The organism is Streptomyces subrutilus (genome assembly GCF_008704535.1).
GTDB lineage: Bacteria > Actinomycetota > Actinomycetes > Streptomycetales > Streptomycetaceae > Streptomyces > Streptomyces subrutilus.
The window spans coordinates 2,110,035-2,130,460 of sequence record NZ_CP023701.1; the positions used below are offsets into that span (position 1 = coordinate 2,110,035).

General features: G+C 73.5%; 15 protein-coding genes. 4 read left to right on the forward strand and 11 right to left on the reverse strand.

The window, feature by feature from the left end:
- Positions 1-121: 121 nt before the first annotated feature.
- Positions 122-634, reverse strand: coding sequence for a transcriptional regulator NrdR (gene nrdR, locus CP968_RS08945; protein ID WP_150517500.1), 513 nt, complete (start codon positions 632-634; stop codon positions 122-124).
- 469 nt (positions 635-1,103) lie between these two features.
- Here nrdR and lexA point away from each other — a divergent pair, with 469 nt between their 5' ends.
- The gene (gene lexA / locus CP968_RS08950; RefSeq protein WP_150517501.1) at positions 1,104-1,895 is read left to right on the forward strand and encodes a transcriptional repressor LexA; all 792 of its coding nucleotides are present in this window, start codon (positions 1,104-1,106) and stop codon (positions 1,893-1,895) included.
- Between the two features lie 77 nt (positions 1,896-1,972).
- On the opposite strand, the gene CP968_RS08955 is transcribed toward lexA, so the two are convergent.
- The 4 genes from CP968_RS08955 to CP968_RS08970 form a co-directional block, all read right to left on the reverse strand.
- A complete protein-coding gene (locus CP968_RS08955) occupies positions 1,973-3,943 on the reverse strand; it encodes an ATP-dependent DNA helicase (RefSeq protein ID WP_150517502.1) in 1,971 nt (656 codons plus the stop codon).
- 346 nt (positions 3,944-4,289) lie between these two features.
- Positions 4,290-4,982, reverse strand: coding sequence for a GNAT family N-acetyltransferase (locus CP968_RS08960; protein ID WP_150517503.1), 693 nt, complete (start codon positions 4,980-4,982; stop codon positions 4,290-4,292).
- A gap of 30 nt (positions 4,983-5,012) precedes the next feature.
- The gene (locus CP968_RS08965; RefSeq protein WP_229886158.1) at positions 5,013-6,815 is read right to left on the reverse strand and encodes an IucA/IucC family protein; all 1,803 of its coding nucleotides are present in this window, start codon (positions 6,813-6,815) and stop codon (positions 5,013-5,015) included.
- Between the two features lie 1,832 nt (positions 6,816-8,647).
- Positions 8,648-10,084, reverse strand: a complete 1,437-nt coding sequence (locus tag CP968_RS08970; RefSeq protein ID WP_373304037.1) for a diaminobutyrate--2-oxoglutarate transaminase family protein — start codon at positions 10,082-10,084, stop codon at positions 8,648-8,650.
- A gap of 400 nt (positions 10,085-10,484) precedes the next feature.
- Between CP968_RS08970 and CP968_RS08975 the strand changes: the two genes are divergently transcribed.
- Positions 10,485-11,654, forward strand: a complete 1,170-nt coding sequence (locus tag CP968_RS08975) for a trypsin-like serine peptidase (RefSeq protein WP_150517505.1) — start codon at positions 10,485-10,487, stop codon at positions 11,652-11,654.
- Positions 11,655-11,747: 93 nt separating this feature from the next.
- Here the strand turns inward: CP968_RS08975 and hflX are convergent, their stop codons facing one another.
- The 6 genes from hflX to miaA form a co-directional block, all read right to left on the reverse strand.
- Complete coding sequence (gene hflX / locus CP968_RS08980; RefSeq protein WP_150517506.1) at positions 11,748-13,253, reverse strand: GTPase HflX; 1,506 nt, start codon at positions 13,251-13,253, stop codon at positions 11,748-11,750.
- A 181-nt stretch (positions 13,254-13,434) separates the two neighbouring features.
- On the reverse strand, positions 13,435-14,880 hold the full coding sequence (locus CP968_RS08985) for a M1 family metallopeptidase (RefSeq protein ID WP_150517507.1): 1,446 nt from the start codon (positions 14,878-14,880) through the stop codon (positions 13,435-13,437).
- 80 nt (positions 14,881-14,960) lie between these two features.
- On the reverse strand, positions 14,961-17,042 hold the full coding sequence (locus CP968_RS08990; protein WP_150517508.1) for a RelA/SpoT family protein: 2,082 nt from the start codon (positions 17,040-17,042) through the stop codon (positions 14,961-14,963).
- 140 nt (positions 17,043-17,182) lie between these two features.
- Positions 17,183-18,058: a diaminopimelate epimerase gene (gene dapF, locus CP968_RS08995; protein ID WP_150517509.1), complete on the reverse strand. Its 876-nt coding sequence runs from the start codon at positions 18,056-18,058 to the stop codon at positions 17,183-17,185.
- A gap of 55 nt (positions 18,059-18,113) precedes the next feature.
- Complete coding sequence (locus CP968_RS09000; RefSeq protein WP_150521816.1) at positions 18,114-18,644, reverse strand: hypothetical protein; 531 nt, start codon at positions 18,642-18,644, stop codon at positions 18,114-18,116.
- A gap of 132 nt (positions 18,645-18,776) precedes the next feature.
- Positions 18,777-19,715, reverse strand: a complete 939-nt coding sequence (miaA, locus tag CP968_RS09005) for a tRNA (adenosine(37)-N6)-dimethylallyltransferase MiaA (RefSeq protein ID WP_150517510.1) — start codon at positions 19,713-19,715, stop codon at positions 18,777-18,779.
- Positions 19,716-19,879: 164 nt separating this feature from the next.
- Between miaA and CP968_RS09010 the strand changes: the two genes are divergently transcribed.
- Together CP968_RS09010 and CP968_RS09015 are read left to right on the forward strand one after the other, a co-directional pair.
- Positions 19,880-20,107: a gliding motility protein gene (locus tag CP968_RS09010; RefSeq protein ID WP_306419882.1), complete on the forward strand. Its 228-nt coding sequence runs from the start codon at positions 19,880-19,882 to the stop codon at positions 20,105-20,107.
- Between the two features lie 24 nt (positions 20,108-20,131).
- Positions 20,132-20,386: an antitoxin gene (locus tag CP968_RS09015; protein ID WP_150517511.1), complete on the forward strand. Its 255-nt coding sequence runs from the start codon at positions 20,132-20,134 to the stop codon at positions 20,384-20,386.
- Positions 20,387-20,426 lie beyond the last annotated feature (40 nt).

Genomic DNA, 20,426 nt, shown 5'->3' on the forward strand with positions numbered 1-20,426 from the left:
AAAACGCCCTAAAGTGCCAGCGTTATTCCGCGGCACGGTGCTGTGTCCTGGATCTACGTTTCTTCGCCTGGCTGACCGGCCGCACCGCGGGGCGAAGGGCTCCGCGGTGCGGGCCGTCCGGTCAGTCGGCGGCGGAGGCGGGCACGGGGACCGGAGGGGTCCCACCGGGCTCGCACTCTACGGGGTGAGGCCGCGGCACACGGAGTTCCGCGATGGCGGTCTCGAAGTCTTCGAGCGTGTCGAACGCCTTGTAAACGGACGCGAACCGGAGGTAGGCGACCAGATCGAGCTCCTGCAGGGGACCGAGTATCGCCAGGCCCACGTCGTGGGTGGTCAGCTCGGCACTGCCGGTGGCGCGCACCGCCTCCTCGACCCGTTGGCCGAGTTTGGCGAGGGCGTCCTCGGTGACGGGTCGCCCCTGGCACGCCTTGCGGACACCGGAAATGACCTTGGTTCGACTGAAGGGTTCGGTCACCCCGCTGCGCTTGATCACCATCAGCGAGGCCGTCTCCACCGTCGTGAAGCGACGGGAGCAGTCGGGGCACTGACGGCGCCGGCGGATCGACGTGCCGTCGTCCGTGGTGCGGCTGTCGACTACGCGACTGTCGGGGTGCCTGCAGAAGGGGCAGTGCATGGTTCCCTCACCCTCCTTCTTGGCACGACTGAATCACCCCACGGGGCCCCTGAGCGACAGGGACGGGGCTCTGTCGGGGGCTCGTGAAGCAGCCACCAGCATAGGCGATGTCGGGAGCCCCGACAGACCGGGGACCACAACTTCTGGGCGGCCGCGCTCATCCAACCACTAGATCTTGGGTTGCGGTGGATTTATTCCGCTCCGCGTGTCGCGGCGGCGGACACCTCGGCGGAGTGCCTCGCGGTGCCAGACTGTGCCGGTGCCCGCGCGTCGGCGACCCGAGCGGGAAGGGTACCGTAACCAGCGACTGCCGAGCCGAACCGGCGTTCGGCGAACCGATCGTCTATACACCCCTTGATATGGCCACGTTGAACGATCTGCGATTTTTCACTCGAACGTGTGTTTGGCGCAACCTTTCGAAAGCTACTACCGTTGTCCAGCTAGGGAGAACATTTCGAGAGGGGCCGACGTGACCACCACCGCAGACAGTGCCACCATCACTGCCCAGAACCGCTCCCAGAGCCGACTTGAGCCGGTGCATGCCATGAACGACGCAAACCTGAACCCGGAGGCGGAGCCCGTACGCCCCGCACGCTCGTTGCCAGGTCGACCTCCAGGCATCCGCGCCGACAGCTCCGGGCTCACGGACCGGCAGCGGAGGGTCATCGAGGTCATCCGGGATTCGGTGCAGCGGCGCGGCTACCCGCCGTCGATGCGTGAGATCGGCCAGGCGGTCGGCCTCTCCAGCACCTCGTCCGTGGCCCACCAGCTGATGGCCCTGGAGCGCAAGGGGTTCCTGCGCCGCGACCCGCACCGCCCGCGGGCGTACGAGGTCCGGGGGTCGGACCAGCCGAGCTCGCAGCCCACGGACACCACGGGCAAGCCCGCCGCGTCGTACGTGCCCCTGGTGGGCCGGATCGCGGCCGGCGGCCCGATCCTCGCCGAGGAGTCGGTGGAGGACGTGTTCCCGCTCCCCCGCCAGCTGGTCGGCGACGGTGAGCTCTTCGTCCTGAAGGTCGTGGGCGATTCGATGATCGAGGCCGCGATCTGTGACGGCGACTGGGTCACCGTGCGCCGCCAGCCGGTCGCGGAGAACGGCGACATCGTCGCCGCGATGCTGGACGGCGAAGCAACGGTCAAGCGCTTCAAGCGCGAGGACGGCCACGTCTGGCTGCTGCCGCACAATGCCGCGTACCAGCCCATCCCCGGCGACGAAGCGACCATCCTCGGCAAGGTCGTCGCCGTACTGCGCCGGATCTGAGTCCGTCGCCACCGTCCAGCCCCGGGATCCACTGCGCCGGTCCCGGGGCTGTTTTGTGTCCGCTGCCGCTCTCGGAGCTACGCGCCGTCCGCCTTCGCGGTCGCGTCGATGGCCGCCAGGGAGCGGCGGGCCTGGTTGCGGTCGGTGGTGTACCAGAAGTCCGGCAGGGTGGCCTTCAGGAAGCTGCCGTACCGGGCCGTGGCGAGCCGGGGGTCCAGGACGGCGACGACACCGCGGTCGCCCGTGGCCCGTACGAGGCGGCCCGCGCCCTGGGCCATGAGCAGGGCGGCGTGGGTCGCGGCGACGGCCATGAAGCCGTTCCCGCCGTGCTCCTCGACCGACTTCTGCCGGGCGCTCATCAGCGGATCGTCGGGACGGGGGAACGGGATGCGGTCCATGACCACGAGCTGGCAGCTGGGCCCGGGCACGTCCACGCCCTGCCACAGGGAGAGCGTGCCGAACAGGCAGGTCGCGGGGTCGGCGGCGAACATCTTGATCAGCTCACCGAGGGTCTCCTCGCCCTGGAGGAGAATGGGGTTCTCGATCCGGCCGCGCAGTTCCTCGGCCGCCGCCTTGGCTCCGCGCATGGACGAGAACAGTCCGAGGGTGCGTCCGCCGGCGGCTTCGATCAGCTCCGCCAGCTCGTCCATCATGTCGCCCCGGGTGCCCTCGCGCCCCGGCGTGGCCAGGTGCTTGGCGACGTAGAGGATGCCCTGTTTGGGGTAGTCGAAGGGCGAGCCGACGTCCAGGCCCTTCCAGAGCGGTACGTCCTCCCCTTCGACGCCCTCCGCGGAGAGCCCGAGGGAGGCGGCGACGCCGTTGAAGTCGCCGCCGAGCTTCAGGGTGGCGGAGGTCAGGACCACGGAACGGTCCTCGAACAGCTTCTCCCGCAGCAGGCCGGACACCGACAGCGGGGCGACCCGCAGGGTGGCGCCGAAGCGGTCGTGGCGTTCGTACCAGACGACGTCGTACTCGGAGCCGTTGGTGATCCGCTCGGCCACGCCGTGGACGCTCTCCACCGCGGCCAGGGCCTGCTTGCGGACCGCGTCCTCGTCCTGGACGGACTTGTCGCGGGTGGCACCGATCGCCGAGATCACGTTCCGCGCGGCGTCGCGCAGGGCCATGAGCGCGTACCCGAGGTCTTCGGGGACCTCTTCCAGCCGGCCGGGGAGGGCAAGCTCCATGACCCGCTCGAAGGACTCGGAGGCGGTCTGCAGGGAGTCGGCGGTCTTCTCGTCGACCAGCTTGGCGGCCCGCTTGACGGCCCGGTTGACCTGGCCCGGGGTCAGCTCGCCGGTGGCGACGCCGGTCACCCGGGAGACGAGCTCGTGGGCCTCGTCCACGATCAGCACCTCGTGCTGCGGCAGGACCGGGGCACCCTCGATGGCGTCGATGGCGAGCAGCGCATGGTTGGTGACGACCACGTCGGCGAGCTTGGCGCGCTCCCGGGCCGCTTCGGCGAAGCACTCGGCGCCGTAGGCGCACTTCGACGCGCCGAGGCATTCGCGGGAGGAGACGGAGATCTGCGACCAGGCCTTGTCCGAGACGCCGGGGGTCAGGTCGTCGCGATCGCCGGTCTCGGTCTCGTCGGCCCAGTCCCGCAGGCGCAGGAGGTCCTTGCCGAGCTTGCTGGTGGGGGTGGCTGCCTCGAACTGGTCGAAGAGGCCCTCCTCCTCGTCCTGCGGGGCCCCTTCGTGGAGGCGGTGCAGGCAGAGGTAGTTGGACCGGCCTTTGAGCATGGCGAACTGCGGGCGGCGGCGCAGCTGCGGGTGCAGCGCCTCCACCGTCCGGGGCAGGTCGCGCTCGACGAGCTGCCGCTGGAGGGCGAGGGTGGCCGTGGCCACCACCACCCGCTCACCGTGGGCGAGGGCGGGCACCAGGTAGCCCAGGGACTTTCCGGTGCCGGTGCCGGCCTGGATCAGCCGGTGGGAGTTGTCGTCGATCGCTTCGGCGACGGCTTCGGCCATGGCCACCTGGCCGGGGCGCTCCGTGCCGCCGACGGCGGAGACGGCGGCGTGCAGCAGGTCGGGGAGGGAGGGCTTCGTCATAGCACCGCCAACCCTACGGGGCGCCACCGACAGCGGCGGCACCGAATGGGCATTCCCGGACGGTGCGCCGGGTGGAGCGCCACGCCGGGGCGCAGCGTGGCCGGGGCCGGCGGGAGCGGGCGCGGCGGTCCGCGCCCGGGTCCGGGCGCCGCTCTCGTGCCGGGGGAAGCGGGCCTGGGAGCGCCGGATCTCCGCCCGTACGGGGAACCGGAGCATGGCTCCGGGGGCGGGGCCGTGGGGATCGGGAGGGAATCTCTCGAAGATCGGGAACTTTGCTGCGTGGCGCAGAGTTTTCGGAGGGAGAAGCATGACCGGCGTCGATGGCCGGGGCGTGCGGGGGCGGCAGTCAGAGGAGGTTGCGCAGCGCCCGTTCCCGGATCATCAGCGCGGCTCGCTTGTCGGGAAGGTCGACTTCCGTGGAACAGCGGAAGCCGGAGCCCAGGAAGGCTGATACGGAGGGGGTGTTGCGGATGTCCGGTTCGGCGAGGACGCGGGTGCAGCGGGGACGGTTGTCGAAGATCAGGTCGGCGACGGCGCGCAGCAGGGCGGTGCCCAGCCCTTTGCCCCGGTTCGTGCCGTCTCCGATGAGCAGGTGGATACCGGTGTCGTGGGGGCGTGCGGGGTAGTACCGCGACAGGGGGTCGAGGTCGGCGCGGTAGATCTCCCAGTAGCTCATCGGTGTGCCGTCGAGCAGGCCGAGGCAGGGGATGACGCTGCCGTCGGCGTCGAGCCGGGTCCGTAGGTGGGCGGCGGTGACGGCGGTCGGACCGGCCAGCTCCCAGTAGGCGGCCACCGCGGGGTCGTTCATCCAGTGGGCGATCAGGTCCAGGTGGCGCGCGGGCCGTACGGGTTCGAGGCGGAAGACGCCGGCGGAGGTGGGGGCACTGCCCCAGGTCGCCGGGGAGTCGAGGAGGTCCGCTTCGGCGAGCAGGGGCAGCATCTCGACGCTGACCCGTGGTTCGCCGATGCGGCCGACGAGGGCGCGACCGGTGCCGTGACGTGTGGTCGGGCCGGTGGTGGGGGTGCCGGTGGAGGGCATCGGGGTGTTCTCCGCGTCGGTGGTGGCGGGTCAGGCGTGGAGGGGGTTGGCGATGGTGACGTAGACGGACTGGGTGTCGACGGGGCCGACGAGCTCGTCGAGGCCGCCGAGGCGGGTGAGCAGGTTCGCTTTGCAGCGGAGGGTGGGTGAGTCGAGCAGGCGCGCGGGGACCGGGCCGAGGTGCGCGGCCTTGCCCAGGAACCGGCGGAAGGCGGCGAGGAGGACGCGCTCGTCGGCGAGCTGCTGGGATCCGAAGGCTCCGACGAGGCCGAGGACGTTGTTGATGCCCAGGTAGTAGGTGAAGCGTTCGTCGGTGACGGCGTCGGACACGAAGGTGTCGCTGGCGCTGCCGATGCCCGGGAGGCGGCGCTCCAGCTCCGCGCGGTGGGACGCGCGGAAGTAGTAGCCCTGGTTGTCGCGGTAGCGGCCGCCGATCGGCCAGCCGGCTGGGTCGAGGAGGACGAGGGTGTTCTGCTGGTGCGCTTCGAGGGCGATGCCGGCGAGTGCGTCGAAGGCGAGGACCGGCAGGACCACGTGGTCGAGGTAGCGCAGGAACCACTCGGCGGCGACTGCGGACGTGGTGTGTCCGGTGGCTTCGGCGAGGCTGCGGATGATCTCGGAGAGCCGGGAGCGCAGGGTGGTCCGGCCCGGCCACGGGCGGGGGGAGGTGAGTGCGGCGACGCAGACGGCGTCGTCGTCGGAGCGGAAGGGGTTGTGGCGCAGGAGGGCGTCGAGGCCGGGGACGGGGGCGCCGTCCGGGGCGTCGACGGCGACCCAGGCGGGGTCGCGCACGATGTCGAAGCCGGGGTGGGCGGCCTGCCACTGCTCGGCGAGGCCGGTGCGCAGCAGGCGGTGGACCTCCACCCCGCGGTGGAGTTCCTTGCGGAGGTTCTCGCGGCGGGAGTTGGTGATGCGCAGACCCAGGGAGAGCTTGAGCATCGCGGGGGCGCCCGGGCGGTGGACGGTGCGGATGGAGGAGGTGGGGTACCAGGGGTCACCGAAGGGGCCCAGGTCGTGGAGGAGGCCGGAATCGAGCAGGGCTGCGACGGCGGGGCGTTGGAGGAGCTCGCGGGCCTGCCAGGGGTGGAGGGGCAGGGGGGTGAAGCCGTCGGGAAGGGGGATTCCCGGGGCGAGCCGGCCGAGGAGCCGGGCGGCCGAGACCGGGCGGCCGCGTTCGGTCCAGGCGGAGTCGGTGGCGAGGGCGGACGGGGCGATCGCGAACCAGTGCAGGGGGAAGGAGCCGTGGAGTTCGGGTGAGTAGCGGCGGACCTCGGCTTCGGAGAGGCCTTCGCGGCTCTTCGGGTCGGGCTGGAGTGGGTGGCCGAGGAGGAGGGACTGCTCGGCGGTGAGGAACCGGTCGCCTGCGACGGGGTCGGGGGCGGTGGGACGTTCTCGCCGGTCTGCGATGAACTCGGCGGTACGGCGTACCGAGTCGGCGACCCGGCCGACGAGGTCGGCGCTGCCGCCGCCGGCGGCGGTCGCCCCCGAGCCCTCGCGGGCGATGAGGGCGGCGACGGTGACGGCGTCCAGGGCAGGGGCGTCGGCGGGGGCGCCTTCGAGCCGGGGAGCTGCGAAGCGGTGCCATCCCGAGGGGGACCACAGTTGGACGGCGACGAGCAGAGCGGTGCCGGATGAGAGGAGGGGGATGCGCAGGGGGGTGCCGGTGGGGCCGTCGGGGCGGGGTACGCCGGCTTCGCGGACCCAGCAGCGGAGCAGGTTCTCCACGGCCGCAGCTTCGGCGGCGACGGCCGGGTCGGGGTCGTCCAGGGGGTCGGCGTACGAGACCCGCTCGGCCTCCGCCAGGACGGTCCGGCCGGGACGTTCTCCGGGCACGGCCTCCTTCTGCCGGGGCACGGCGGCCTGCTGCCCGTAGTCGTCGTCACCACCCGAGCCGTAGGGCTGGGCCTGTGAGGTGACCTCGGTTCCGGCGGTCGTCAGGACCGCGCCGTCACCCCCGGCGTCGGCTCGACCGGAGTCGGCCGGCAGGGCCGCACGGGGGGACCCGGGCGTTGCCTCCGGTGCGGCCTCACCCTCGCCGCCGCCCTCGCCCGCGTGGTGTTCTGGCCGCGGCGCGGGGGTGGCTACGCCTCGGTCGTCCGGGGTGTGGTGTGCCGACTGTGTCGGGGTGCGGCCCGGGGGCGTCGCTGTCGTCGGGCTGGAGCGGGGGGTGCCCTCAGGGGCCGGGCAGGTGGGCGCGTTCGGCGCGGGGGGCGGGGTGGCGTGGGCTGCCGTGCCAACACCCGGGGGGCCGTGGACGGGCCCTGCCGTGCCGGCGCCAGAGTGCGGGGGCTCCACCGGACGGGGCTGCGGCATGTCCTCAGGGGCCTGACGGATGGCCAGGCCCGGTGACGGCGAGGGCGGAGGGCCTTGGCGTTCGGGTGCGGTCGGCGCGTCCACGTCCGCACCCGGTGCGTGCCGCGCGGGCTGCGACCGGGCGGGTGGGGATGGCTGGAGGTGGGGCTCCGGGTTCTGCCAGGTGGTGAGGGCCGGTTCGTTGGGCGGGGGCGGGAGGTCGGGGTGGGAGCGGCGTTCCGATGCCACCCAGGCGAGTCCTGGCTGGGGAGCGGTCGGGGGCAGGCGGTTGGCGTCCTCCGCCGGTGCGGGCCAGTGCACCGGCGCCACTTCCTCGGGGAACGCGGACACGCGGTACGCGCCCGTGGCGGCTCCGGATTCCGTCAGGGTCCCGCCCGGTTGCCCGAAGGGCAGTTCGGCCTTCGACGTCGACTCAGGGGCCGGGTGCTGCGGCCTGCCTCCCGGCGGGAACGTCCCCTCAGGGGACTCGGCCTGGAGCCCGGCCCGGGACGGGCCTTGTGGGCCTGGCGGTTGGGGCACCGCCAGCGGTTCGGACCGGGCCGGAGCGTGGGCGTCAGCCTGCACGGTGGCCGTACCGTCCCACGACACCGCACGCGGTACGTACGCCCCGGCCGGGGGCGCGGTCCGGTACGGGGTGGCCGATGCCGGTTCGTCCACGGCCAGCGGACGGAACGGCTCCGGTCCCGGGGGGTGGGGCGGGTCCGCGTCCGGCCGCCGGAGCGGCTCGGCGCCCGCCGGTTCTCGTGGCTCGTTGGCAGGCCCCCGGTCCGAAGGGTCTGTCGCGATCCGGGGGCGGTGTGCCGCGGTGCCTGCGGACCATGTGGGCTCAGCGGTCCCGGGAGGAGGCGGATCCTCATCGACGGGTCGAAAGCGCCCGGTGGCCGGAGGGCGGCCGAGGTCACCGGCGGGGTTGCGGAACTCCGCGTCCTTGGACCTCGGCAACCCGGTGCCCACCGAACGGGGCTTCTGCGTGTCCACCCCGGGGCGAGACGATCCGGTGGTCCCGGGGCGCGACGATCCGCTGGCTCCGGGGTGGAACGGTTCCCCGGTCCCTGCGCCGGGCCACGCCGCGGCGTCAGGGCGAACCGGCTCCCCGGCCTCCGTACGGAGAAGCCTCCCGACCCCCGGGCCGGGCGATGCCGCGGCCCCCGACCAGGGCAGGTGCGCCGCCCCGGGGTCCACGGGCCCGGCGGTCGCCGCGCCGGGCGAACCCGTGCCCCCGGGGCCGGCCGGGTGCGTGGCCGCCGCCGGGTGGTGGGGGCCCGTCGTCGCCGGGCCGGGCTGTCCCTGGGGGCCGGGGTGGAGGGGGGTGGGGTGGTGGGGGTCGGGCATCGCGGGTCCTCCGGGTGCGGTCAGCGGGGCCGGCGGGCGGCGGCGGCCGGGATGGCGTCGGCCAGGCGGTCGAGGACCGCCGAGGCCTGTTCGTCGGTCAGGGTCAGCGGGGGGAGGAGGCGTACGACGGCGGAGTGGCGGCCGCCGAGTTCGACGATCAGGCCCCGGTCCAGGCACTCCTCGCGGACGGCCGCCGCGAGGGCGGGTGCGGCGGCGCCCGTCTCGGGGTCGGCCAGTTCGACGCCGATCATCAAGCCCCGGCCGCGGACCTCCGCGATGCAGGGCTGGTCCGCGGCCAGTCCGCGCAGGGCGGTCGTCATGCGGTCCCCGAGCAGGGCGGCGCGTTCGGCGAGCCGGTTCTCGCGGACGTAGGCGAGGGTGGCGGCGCCGGCGGCCATGGCCAGCTGGTTGCCCCGGAAGGTCCCGGCGTGGGCGCCGGGGGCCCAGACGTCGAGTTCGGCCCGGTAGACGATGACGGCCAGCGGGAGACTGCCGCCGATGGCCTTGGAGAGGACCATCACGTCGGGCACGACCCCGGCGTGGTCCACCCCCCAGAAGGCTCCGGTCCGGCCGACGCCCGTCTGCACCTCGTCGGCGATCAGGGCGATGCCGCGGGCCGCCGTGATCTCCCGCATCCGGCGCAGCCAGGCGTCCGGGGCGGGGAGCACCCCGCCCTCGCCCTGCGTCGGCTCGACGATCATGGCCGCGGGGGCGGGCACTCCGCTCTTGGGGTCGTCCAGGAGGCTTTCCGTCCAGCGGGCGCCGAGTTCGGCGCCTTCCGGGCCGCCGACGCCGAACGGGCAGCGGAGGTCCTGCGGATACGGCAGCCGGGTCACGCGGACGTCCGGAGCGCCGCCCGAGGCGCCCAGGGCCCCGGCGGTCATGCCGTGGTAGGCCCCCGTGAAGGCGAGCAGGCCGCGGCGGCCGGTCGCGGTGCGGACCAGTGTGAGGGCGGCCTCGACGGCGTCCGTGCCGGCGGGACCGCAGAACTGGACGCGGGCGTCGGCGGCCAGCGCGGGCGGCAGGTTCGCGAACAGCTCGGTGGTGAAGGCGTCCTTGACCGGGGTCGCGAGGTCGAGGACGTGGAGCGGAGCACCGGAGTCCAGGACGCCGCGGATCGCTTCGAGGACCACGGGGTGGTTGTGGCCCAGGGCCAGGGTGCCGGCGCCGGAGAGGCAGTCGAGGTAGCGTCGGCCGTCGGCGCCCTCGATGGTCAGGCCGCGGGCCCGCACCGGGACGACGGGCAGGGAGCGGGCGTACGTCCGGGCGGCGGACTCCCGTTGCGCCTGCCGGCGCAGGATCCCTTCCGTCCCGCACCCGGCGCCGGCCACGGCCCCGAAACCCGACCCGGACCCACCGGGGCCGGACCCGGCTCCGGCAGACCCGGCTCCGGCCGGCCCCGCTGCGACAGACCCGCCGCCGGCGCCGCCCGGGTCCGCGCGCGGGTCCGCGCCCATGCCCGGGGCCGCGCCCGTCCGGGTCCCCGTGCGCGTCCCCGTACGGACGCCCATAAGCGCACCCGCACCCGCACCCGTACCGGGCGCCCCTCCCTGCGGTGGCACCTGCGGCGGGAGTTGGGCGGCGGCCGCGGCCGCCGCCGGCTCGGTCAAAGCCACGAGTCTCGGTCCTCCCGCACGGTCTGCCCTTCCGTTCGCGCCTCGAACACCGACGCCGCTCCCCCATCCCCCGTACGTACCAACGACGGTGGCGGCGGCGGATCACGGGTGGGCCCAAGATCCTTGCCGGGCAGGGCCGGGGCTCCGGGAACCGGCGCCCCGGCCTGTGTCGTCCTGCGCGGCAGCGGCATAGTGGGGTGCTGCACTCCACGCCTCGAACACCACCAGGGGGACGAACGACATGCGACCGAACCGACCGGTCACCGCGCTCCTGTGCGCGGCCGCGCTCGCGCTGACCGCCTCGGCCTGCGGCCCCGGCGACGGGGAGGCCGGCGGCGACGCCAAGCCCACCGTGGCGGCGAGCCTCCCGGGCACGGACGGGATCAAGATCCCGGACCAGCTGAAGGAGAAGCTCAAGCAGCACGGCATAGACCTGGAGAAGTGGCGGGGGGGCGAGTGGAAGAACTGGAAGCGGGAGGACTGGCTCCGCGAGGCGGGCGACTACATCAACCCGGTCATCGAGGGCCTGTGGGACTCCGACCGGATGCGTGACGCCGAGCAGCCGCAGACCCCGGCCGTGGATCCGGACGCGGGCAAGGACCAGGGCGTCACCGACCCGACCCCCGCGGTCGTGGCGGCCAAGCCCGCGGCTCCGCCCTACCACCAGAGCGTGCCGTCGGCCGGCAAGGTGTTCTTCGACGGGCCCGAGGGATCGATGGTCTGCTCGGCCACCGTGGTGAAGGACCCCGCGCACCCGGGCAAGTCCAACATGGTCTGGACGGCGGGCCACTGCGTGCACGCGGGCAAGGCCGGCGGCTGGTACCGCAACATCGCCTTCGTCCCGTCCTACAACAACGCGGGCAAGCCCTCCGCGCAGCTCAAGGGCGCCCCGCGCGAGCAGGTGGCCCCGTACGGCGTGTGGTGGAGCGACTGGGCCCAGACCTCGGACCAGTGGATCGCGACCGGCGGCCCGACCGGCGGCGCGGGTGCGCCGTACGACTTCGCCGTCCTGCACGTGGCTCCCGAGAAGGGCGGCGGCAAGTCCCTGGAGGAGACGGTCGGTTCGGCGCTTCCGGTGGAGTTCAACGCCCCGGCCGTGCAGAAGGTCGCGGGCATCACGGCCACCGGTTACCCGGCGGCGGCGCCGTTCGACGGCCAGAAGGCGTACCAGTGCGCGGACAAGCCGGGCCGGCTGTCGCTGACCGCGACCGATCCCGTGATGTACCGCATCGGCTGCAACATGACCGGCGGTTCCTCCGGTGGCGGCTGGGTGGCGTCGGGCGCCGACGGCAAGCCCGCGCTGGTGTCGAACACCTCGATCGGCCCGGCGAAGGCGGGCTGGCTGGCCGGGCCGCGACTGGGTCCGGAGGCGAAGGGCATCTTCGACGCGGTGAGCGCCAAGTTCAAGTAGTCCGCGCACACGGCCGAGGGCCCCCCGCGGTGCGGGGGGCCCTCGGCCGTTGCTCACGCGCGTGCTGTCAGCCGCGCCGCGCCCGCTGGCGCGTCACCGCTTGGCGAGCGCGTACGGGGCCAGGTCCGCCGCCAGTTCCTGGTGGACCCGGGCCTTCAGCAAGGTGCCCTCCGCGGTGTGCTCCTCGGAGATCACCTCGCCCTCGGCGTGCGCCTTGGCGACCAGCGAGCCGAGGGTGTACGGCACCAGGGCCTCCACCTCGACCTCGGGACGCGGGAGCTCGGAGTCGATGAGCGCGAGGAGCTCCTCGATGCCCATGCCCGTACGGGCCGACACGGCGATGGAGTGGCGCTCGATCCGCAGCAGCCGCTGGAGGACCAGCGGGTCCGCGGCGTCCGCCTTGTTGATCACCACGATCTCGGGCACGTTGACCGCGCCGACCTCGCGGATCACCTCGCGCACCGCCGCCAGCTGCTCCTCCGGCGCCGGGTGCGAGCCGTCCACGATGTGCAGGATGAGGTCGGATTCGCCGACCTCCTCCATGGTGGAGCGGAACGCCTCGACGAGGTGGTGGGGCAGGTGCCGGACGAAGCCGACCGTGTCGGCCAGGGTGTAGACGCGGCCGCTGGGTGTCTCGGCCCGGCGCACGGTCGGGTCGAGGGTGGCGAACAGGGCGTTCTCCACCAGGACGCCCGCGCCCGTGAGGCGGTTGAGCAGCGAGGACTTTCCGGCGTTGGTGTAACCGGCGATGGCCACCGAGGGCACCTTGTTGCGGCGCCGTTCCTGCCGCTTGATGTCGCGGCCGGTCTTCATGTCCGCGATCTCCCGGCGCATCTTCGCCATCTTCTCGCGGATCCGCCGCCGGTCCGTCTCGATCTTGGTCTCACCGGGGCCTCGGGTGGCCATGCCGCCACCGCCGCCGCCACCCATCTGCCGGGACAGCGAGGCGCCCCAGCCGCGCAGGCGCGGGAGCATGTACTGCATCTGCGCGAGCGCGACCTGCGCCTTGCCCTCACGGGACTTGGCGTGCTGGGCGAAGATGTCGAGGATGAGGGCGGTCCGGTCGACGACCTTCACCTTGACGACGTCTTCGAGGGCGATGAGCTGGCCGGGGCTGAGCTCACCGTCGCAGACGACGGTGTCGGCGCCGCTCTCCATGACGATGTCGCGCAGCTCGCGGGCCTTGCCCGAGCCGATGAAGGTGGCCGGGTCCGGCTTGTCGCGGCGCTGGATGACGCCGTCGAGGACGAGCGCGCCCGCCGTCTCGGCGAGGGCGGCGAGCTCCGCGAGGGAGTTCTCCGCGTCGTTCACCGTGCCGGAGGTCCAGACACCGACGAGTACGACGCGTTCCAGGCGGAGCTGCCGGTACTCGACCTCGGTGACGTCTTCGAGTTCGGTGGAGAGGCCGACCACGCGGCGCAGGGCCGCGCGCTCGGAACGCTCGAACTGCTCGCCGTCCCGGTCTCCGTCGATCTCGTGGCTCCAGGCGACGTCCTCTTCCATCAGGGCATCGGCCCGAAGGCTCTCGGTGAAGCTCTGCGGGTCGGGCACGTCCTGTGCGTCCCGCGCGTCCTGGGAAGGGGAAGAAGAGGAGGTCATTGGATCCTTACGTCGTCTCGAATGCGTCTGCCGCGGCCCGTCGGACACGTGCCGTGTGGGGGTCGGGGCGCACCGTCGCCCGCGGAGAGCGGTCACGGCGCACTGCCACGTTCAACGTGTCACACCTCCGGGGGATTCCCCGAACGGCCCCGTCGATGGTGACATGCCCGTTCCGCGCCCGTCACACGCTTTTCGGGGTGCCCCACTCGGGCCGGCCGGGCATCGCCGGCGTCGTGGGGCCGTACAGCCAGGGCTCCAGGAAGGGGCCGAGGTCCCGGCCCGCCTCGCGCGAGGCCAGCCGGACGAAGTCGGCCGTGCCCGCGACGCCGTCCTTGTGCTCGGCCACCCAGCGCCGCTCGATCCGGTCGAAGACGGCGGCGCCGACCTCCTGCCGCAGGGCGTAGAGGATCAGGGCGGCCCCGTCGTAGACGGCGGGCCGGAACAGCCCGATCTTCTCCCCCGGCGCGGCCGGCTTCGGGGCGGCCGGGGGGCCGCCCGCCGCGCGCCACTGGTCGGAGCGCTGGTACGCCTCGCGCATGCGCCGCTCCAGGGAGTAGGTGCCGAGGCCGTCGGCGTAGAGCGCCTCGTACCAGGTGGCGTGTCCCTCGTTGAGCCAGAGGTCCGACCAGCTGCGCGGGCTGACGCTGTCGCCGAACCACTGGTGGGCCAGCTCGTGGACCATCACGGATTCGACGTACCACTCGGGGTAGCCCTCGCCGGTGAAGATGCCGCGTTCGAAGAGCGAGAGGGTCTGGGTCTCCAGCTCGAAGCCGGTGGTGGCGCGGGCGATCAGCACACCGTAGTTCTCGAAGGGGTAGCGGCCGACGCGCTCCTCCATCCACGCGATGTGCCCGGGCGTCTTCTTCAGCCAGGGGTCGAGGAGCTCGCGGTCCGCGGCGGGGACCACGTCGCGCAGCGGCAGACCGTGCGGTCCGGTGGCGTGGACCACGGCGGAGCGGCCGATCGACACCTGGGCCAGTTCGGTGGCCATCGGGTGCAGGGTCCGGTACGTCCAGGTCGTGGCGGAGCCGGACCGGTGGGCGGGGAAGGTGCCGGGCACACCGTTGGCCACGGCCGTGAGGCCGGCCGGGGCGGTGATCCGGAAGGTGAAGAGCGCCTTGTCGGAGGGGTGGTCGTTGCAGGGGAAGACGCGGTGGGCGGCGTCGGCCTGGTTGGCCATGGCCAGGCCGTCCTCCGTGGGCACCCAGCCGCCGTCGCCGCGGCCGCGGGGGTCGCTGGTGTGGCGGACGCCGATGTGCAGGCGGCCGCCGCGCGGCACGGGTCGCGCGGGGGTCAGCACGAGGTCCTCCCCCACGCCCTCGAACCGGGCCGGCTCCCCGTTGACCTCGACGGACGCCACCTTGCCGTGGGTGAAGTCGAGGTTGATCCGCTCCAGCGGCCGCTCGGCCCGGGCGTCGATGACGGTGACGGCGTCGAGCGGGGTGCGGTTGTCCTTGTACGTGAAGGAGAGGTCGTAGGCGAGGACGTCGTACCCCGGGTTCCCGAGCGCCGGGAACAGCGGGTCGCCGATGCCGAGCGGCGCCGGCGGCGGCAGCACGGCGGCGACGAGGGTGAGGGAGGCCGCGGCGAGCAGGGCGGCGCGCAGGCGCGGGGAGGAGAGCTGCATCCACCACCGCTTACCAGCGCGGGCCGCGCGGCCGCGAACGGCGCGCTGCGCGACCACCCGAACGGGAACGCGGAACGGACTCAGGCCCGCCTGACGTCGTACACCCCGGGCACGTCGCGCATCGCCCGCATCAGCGCGGGCAGGCCGGTCGCGTCGGGCAGCTGGAGGGTGTAGCTGTGCCGGACCCGCTGCTCCACGGGCGGTTCGACGGTGGCGGAGACCACCTCGACGCCTTCGCGCGCGATGGCCTCGGTGAGGTCGGCCAGCAGATGGGGGCGGCCGAACGATTCGGCGAGCAGGGTGACGCGGCAGTCTGCGGTGGCCCGCCAGTGCACCGCGACGGAGGTGCGTCCCACCGCGCGCATCTGGGCCACCGCCGCGCACTGCACGCGGTGGACGGTGACGGCCCCGCCGCGGACGAGGAAACCGGCGACCGCGTCGGGCGGTACGGGGGTGCAGCACCCGGCGAGGCGCACGGTGGCGTCGGGCAGTTCGGCCACGGCGTTGCCCCCGCCGCCGCGGGCCCCGATCACCGACAGCGGCGCCCGGGCGGCCGTGGTGGTGGCCAGGGCGCGGTCGGGGTGGGACTGGAGCCAGCTGCTGATGGCGATCCGGGCGGCCGGGGTCCTGGCGTGGTCCAGCCATTCGACGGCGGGCCCGGAGGTGGCGTCCTGGGCGAGCAGCAGTTGGACGGTGTCCCCGTCGGCGAGGGCGGAGGACAGGGAGGTGAGGCGCCCGTTGACCCGGGCGCCGATACAGCCGTGGGCGGCGTCGCCGTGCTGCGCGTAGGCGGCGTCGATGCAGCTGGCCCCGGCGGGCAGGCCCAGGGTGCCGCCGTCGGCGCGGAAGACGGTGATCTCCCGGTCCTGGGCGAGCTCGGCGCGCAGCACGCTCCAGAAGGTGTCGGGGTCGGGCGCCGACTGCTGCCAGTCGAGCAGCCGCGAGAGCCAGCCGGGCCGGGTCGGGTCCACCCGCTCCTCGTCGCAGTCGGCGGCTTCGGGCGCGGTGCCGGTGGCGTACGGATTGCCCAGGGCGACGACACCGGCTTCGGCGACGCGGTGCATCTGCCAGGTGCGCACGATGACTTCGGCGACGTGTCCCCGCGGCGTGGCGACGGCGGTGTGCAGGGACTGGTAGAGGTTGAACTTGGGGGCGGCGACGAAGTCCTTGAACTCCGATACGACCGGGGTGAAACAGGTGTGGAGTTCGCCCAGCACCCCGTAGCAGTCGGCGTTCTCGGCGACGAGGACGAGGATGCGGCCGAAGTCGGAGCCGCGCAGTTCGCCGCGCGTGCGGGAGATGCGGTGGACGGAGACGAAGTGCCGCGGCCGCACCTGCACCTCGGCGGCGATGCCGGCGTCGCGCAGTACGGTGCGTACGGACTCCGCGATGGCCGGCAGCGGGTCGCGCTCCCCGGCGTGGGCGGCGATGAGCGCGCGGGTGGTCTCGTACTCCTCGGGGTGCAGGATCGCGAAGACGAGGTCTTCCAGCTCGGTTTTGAGCGCCTGCACGCCGAGCCGCTCCGCGAGCGGGATGAGCACGTCGCGGGTGACCTTGGCGATGCGGGCCTGTTTCTCGGGCCGCATCACGCCCAGGGTGCGCATGTTGTGGAGCCGGTCGGCGAGCTTGATGGACATGACGCGGACGTCGTTGCCGGTGGCGACGAGCATCTTGCGGAAGGTCTCGGGCTCGGCGGCGGCGCCGTAGTCGATCTTCTCGACCTTGGTGACGCCGTCGACGATGAAGCAGACCTCGTCGCCGAACTCCTCGCGGACCTGATCGAGGGTCACGTCCGTGTCCTCGACGGTGTCGTGCAGCAGCGAGGCCGTCAACGTCGTCGTCTCGGCGCCGAGTTCCGCCAGGATCAGGGTGACGGCGAGCGGATGTGTGATGTACGGCTCACCGCTTTTCCTCATCTGGCCGCGGTGGGAGGTCTCCGCGAGCAGATAAGCACGGCGCAGAAGGGACAGATCGGCGTCCGGATGGTGGGCGCGATGGGCCTCGGCGACGTGGCCGATGGCGTCCGGGAGGCGGTCCCGGGAGGTCGGCCCGAGCAGTGCGGCGCGCCCGAGCCGACGCAGATCCAGCCTGGTCCGACCGCGTCTGCGGAGCTCAGAGCGCACTTCGGGGTGTGCTTCGGGGTTCGTGGCCTCTGCACTCATGGGCACCTCCGGCGGCTTCGACCGGCGGTGGCGGGCATGCGGTGAGCCCTCAGGGCCGGTGCCTGATGTTACCGACCCCACCACGTGGCGCAGTCCACCTCTCGCTCAGCGTGAAACGGATCACCCATTGGAGGGAAGCTTCAGGCGAAAGCCGTTTCGGTGAGCCAGGCGGTGTCGAACTCGCCCGAGGCCACGATGACGGCCGGCCCGGTCATGTCGATCTCGCCGTCGGGGTGCTCGGTGACGACCAGGGTGCCGCCGGGCAGGTCGACGGTGTACGTGACCGGTTCGCCGGTGGCGGCCGGGTCGGCGCCGTCGCGGCGGATGGCGGCCACGGCGACGGCGCAGGCCCCGGTGCCGCAGGAGCGGGTCTCCCCGGAGCCGCGCTCGTGGACGCGCATGGCGACGTGCCGGGGGCCGCGGTCGACGACGAATTCGACGTTCACGCCGGTCGGGTAGGCGGCGGCCGGGCTGAACGGAGGGGCGGTGAGCAGGTCGCCCGCGTCGTCGAGGCGGTCGACGAAGGCCACGGCGTGCGGGTTGCCCATGTTCACGTTGCGCGCGGGCCAGCTCCGCGTGCCGACGCTGACGGTGACCTCGCCCTCGGGGAGCAGGGCGCGGCCCATGGAGACGGTGACGTCGCCGGTCTTGTCGAGGTGGACGCGCTTGACCCCGCCGCGGGTGGCGATCGCGAGGTCCCCGGGCTCGGCGTGGCCCGCGTACTGGAGGTAGCGGGCGAAGACGCGGACGCCGTTGCCGCACATCTCGGCGACGGAGCCGTCGCTGTTGCGGTAGTCCATGAACCACTCCGCCTCGTCGGCGAGGTGCGCGGCGTCGGGGTGGGCGGCGGACCGCACGACGTGCAGCACGCCGTCGGCGCCGATCCCGGCCCGCCGGTCGCAGAGCCTGGCGACGGCGGAGGCCGGCAGCTCGACGGTGTTGTCCGGGTCCGGGACGATCACGAAGTCGTTCTCGGTGCCGTGGCCCTTGAGGAAGGAGAGGCTGGTCTGCGTCACCGCCCCATGGTACCGAGGGGCCCCTCACGCGGGCGCGGAGCGGTACGGACGCGTCCTAGCGGAGCCGGGCGACGCGGTAGACGGCGAGGGCCACGACGGCCAGGGCGGCCGCGGCGTACAGCGCGGCCGTGCGCCAGTCGCGGCGGCGGCCGCTCCCGCGGGGCGGCAGTCCGGGCCAGGTGTGGCCCACGCGGCGCGCGGCCATCATGCCCCAGCCCCCGGCGCAGCAGCTGATGAGGAAGCCGAGCATCGCGACCACGGCGCCGCCGTCGCCGAACTCGAAGGCGAGGGGGAAGGCGAACATCAGCGAGCCGGTGGCGGCGAGCAGCACGATGGGGGCGATCTGCCACAGGCGCAGGCGGCGCTGGGGGCGCAGTTCGACCTCGAACTCGGGGCCGGCGGCCGCCTCGGCCTCGGCGGGGTCGGGGGCGTCGGGGCCGTCGGGGGTCAGCCGCGCCGGTTCGGCGGGCAGTCCGAGCACCGCGGGGCCGTCGGAGCCGTCCGGGTCGCCCGGCCGCGCGGGAAGCGTCGGGTCCGCTTCCCGCAGGGTGTCGTCCCGCCCGGTGTCACGAGGGCCGGCCTCCATCGCCACGCGCCCTCCCCACTCGGACTCAGTACGCCGCAGTTCGCCGCCGGTGACCGCACCGGCACGAGTTTGATGATGGCACGCCCCCGGGCCCCCGACAGGCGCCCGGGGCGTCCCGATGCCATCACGTGATCAGGCTGTGACCGCTCGTTCGACCAACGACTGCGCGAGTCCGGGGAGTTCCCCGCGGTCGGCGGCGGCTCCGCTGAGCCAGTGCACGCGCGGGTCCCGGCGGAACCAGGAGTCCTGGCGGCGGGCGAACCGCTTGGTGGCGCGGACGGTCTCGGCCCGTGCCTCGTCCTCGGTGCACCGGCCGGCGAGCGCCGCGAGCACCTGCTGGTAGCCCAGCGCCCTGGAGGCGGTGATTCCGTCGCGCAGGCCCCGGGCCTCCAGCGCGCGGACCTCGTCCACCAGCCCGTCCTCCCACATGCGGTCCACGCGCAGCGCGATCCGTTCGTCTAGTTCGGGCCGGCCCACGTCGACGCCGATCTGCACGGTGTCGTAGACGGACTCGTGGCCGGGCAGGTTCGCGGTGTAGGGGCGGCCGGTGATCTCGATGACCTCCAGGGCGCGCACGATCCGCCGGCCGTTGCTCGGCAGGATGGCCTGGGCGGCGGCCGGGTCGGCGGCGGCGAGGCGGGCGTGCAGGGCTCCGGGCCCGCGCAGGGTGGCCTCCTCCTCCAGCCGGGCGCGGACCTCGGGGTCGGTGCCGGGGAACTCCATGGCGTCGAGGGCCCCGCGGACGTACAAACCGGAGCCGCCGACGAGGACCGGGGTGCGGCCCCGGGCGAGGAGCCGGTCGATCTCGGTGCGGGCCAGCCGCTGGTACTCGGCGACGCTGGCGGTCTCGGTCACCTCCCAGACGTCGAGGAGGTGGTGCGGGACCCCGCCCCGCTCCCCGGTCGTCAGCTTGGCGGTGCCGATGTCCATCCCCCGGTACAGCTGCATGGAGTCGGCGTTGACGACCTCGCCGTCGAAATGGCGGGCCAGGGCGACGCCCAGGTCGGACTTTCCGGCCGCGGTGGGACCGACGACGGCGATGACCCGCGGGGCGGGGGGGGCTTCCTTCACGGCCCCAGTCTCGCAAACCCGGCGGCATGTACCCGATCGGGCTACGTGACGGCAGCGGATCGCGGTCGTTGCCCTGGCGTGGTTCCGGCGGGGCGTACGCCCCGGGGAGGCCCGTGTGGCCACGGCGGAACTTCACCCGCACGAGTAACGTTATGGGAGTGGACATGGGCATTTTTCGTCGGCTTTTCGGCGGTAGGGACGAGGACGCGACCGAGCAGGACGCGACCGTGACCCCGGCTCCGGAGTCCGGAGCGGCCGAGGAGGCCGCGCCGGTCCTCGCGGAGGCCGTCGAAGCCGCGGAGTCCCGGGCCGTGGAGGCCGTGGAGATTCCGAAGCAGCAGTCCGCCGAGGTGGCGGCGGACAGCGAGGCAGGCGAGGGTGCCCGTACGTAAGCGATCGCCAATGGAAGGTGTCCTATGGGCCTGCTGGACAATCTGAAGGCCAAGCTCGCTCCGGCGAAGGAGAAGGTCGGCGACCTCGCCCAGAAGAACGAGGGCAGGATCGGCGAGGGTCTGGAGAAGGTGGCCAAGGCCGTGGACTCGAAGACCAAGGGCAAGTACAGCGGTCAGATCACGAGCGGTACGGGCAAGGCGAAGGACGCCCTGGGCAAGATCGCGCACAAGGACGCGCCCGGCGGGTCGACGCCCCCGGCGCCGCCGGCCACTTCCTGATGTCCGACGCGGCCCGGTGAAGGGGCGCGGACCGGCACCT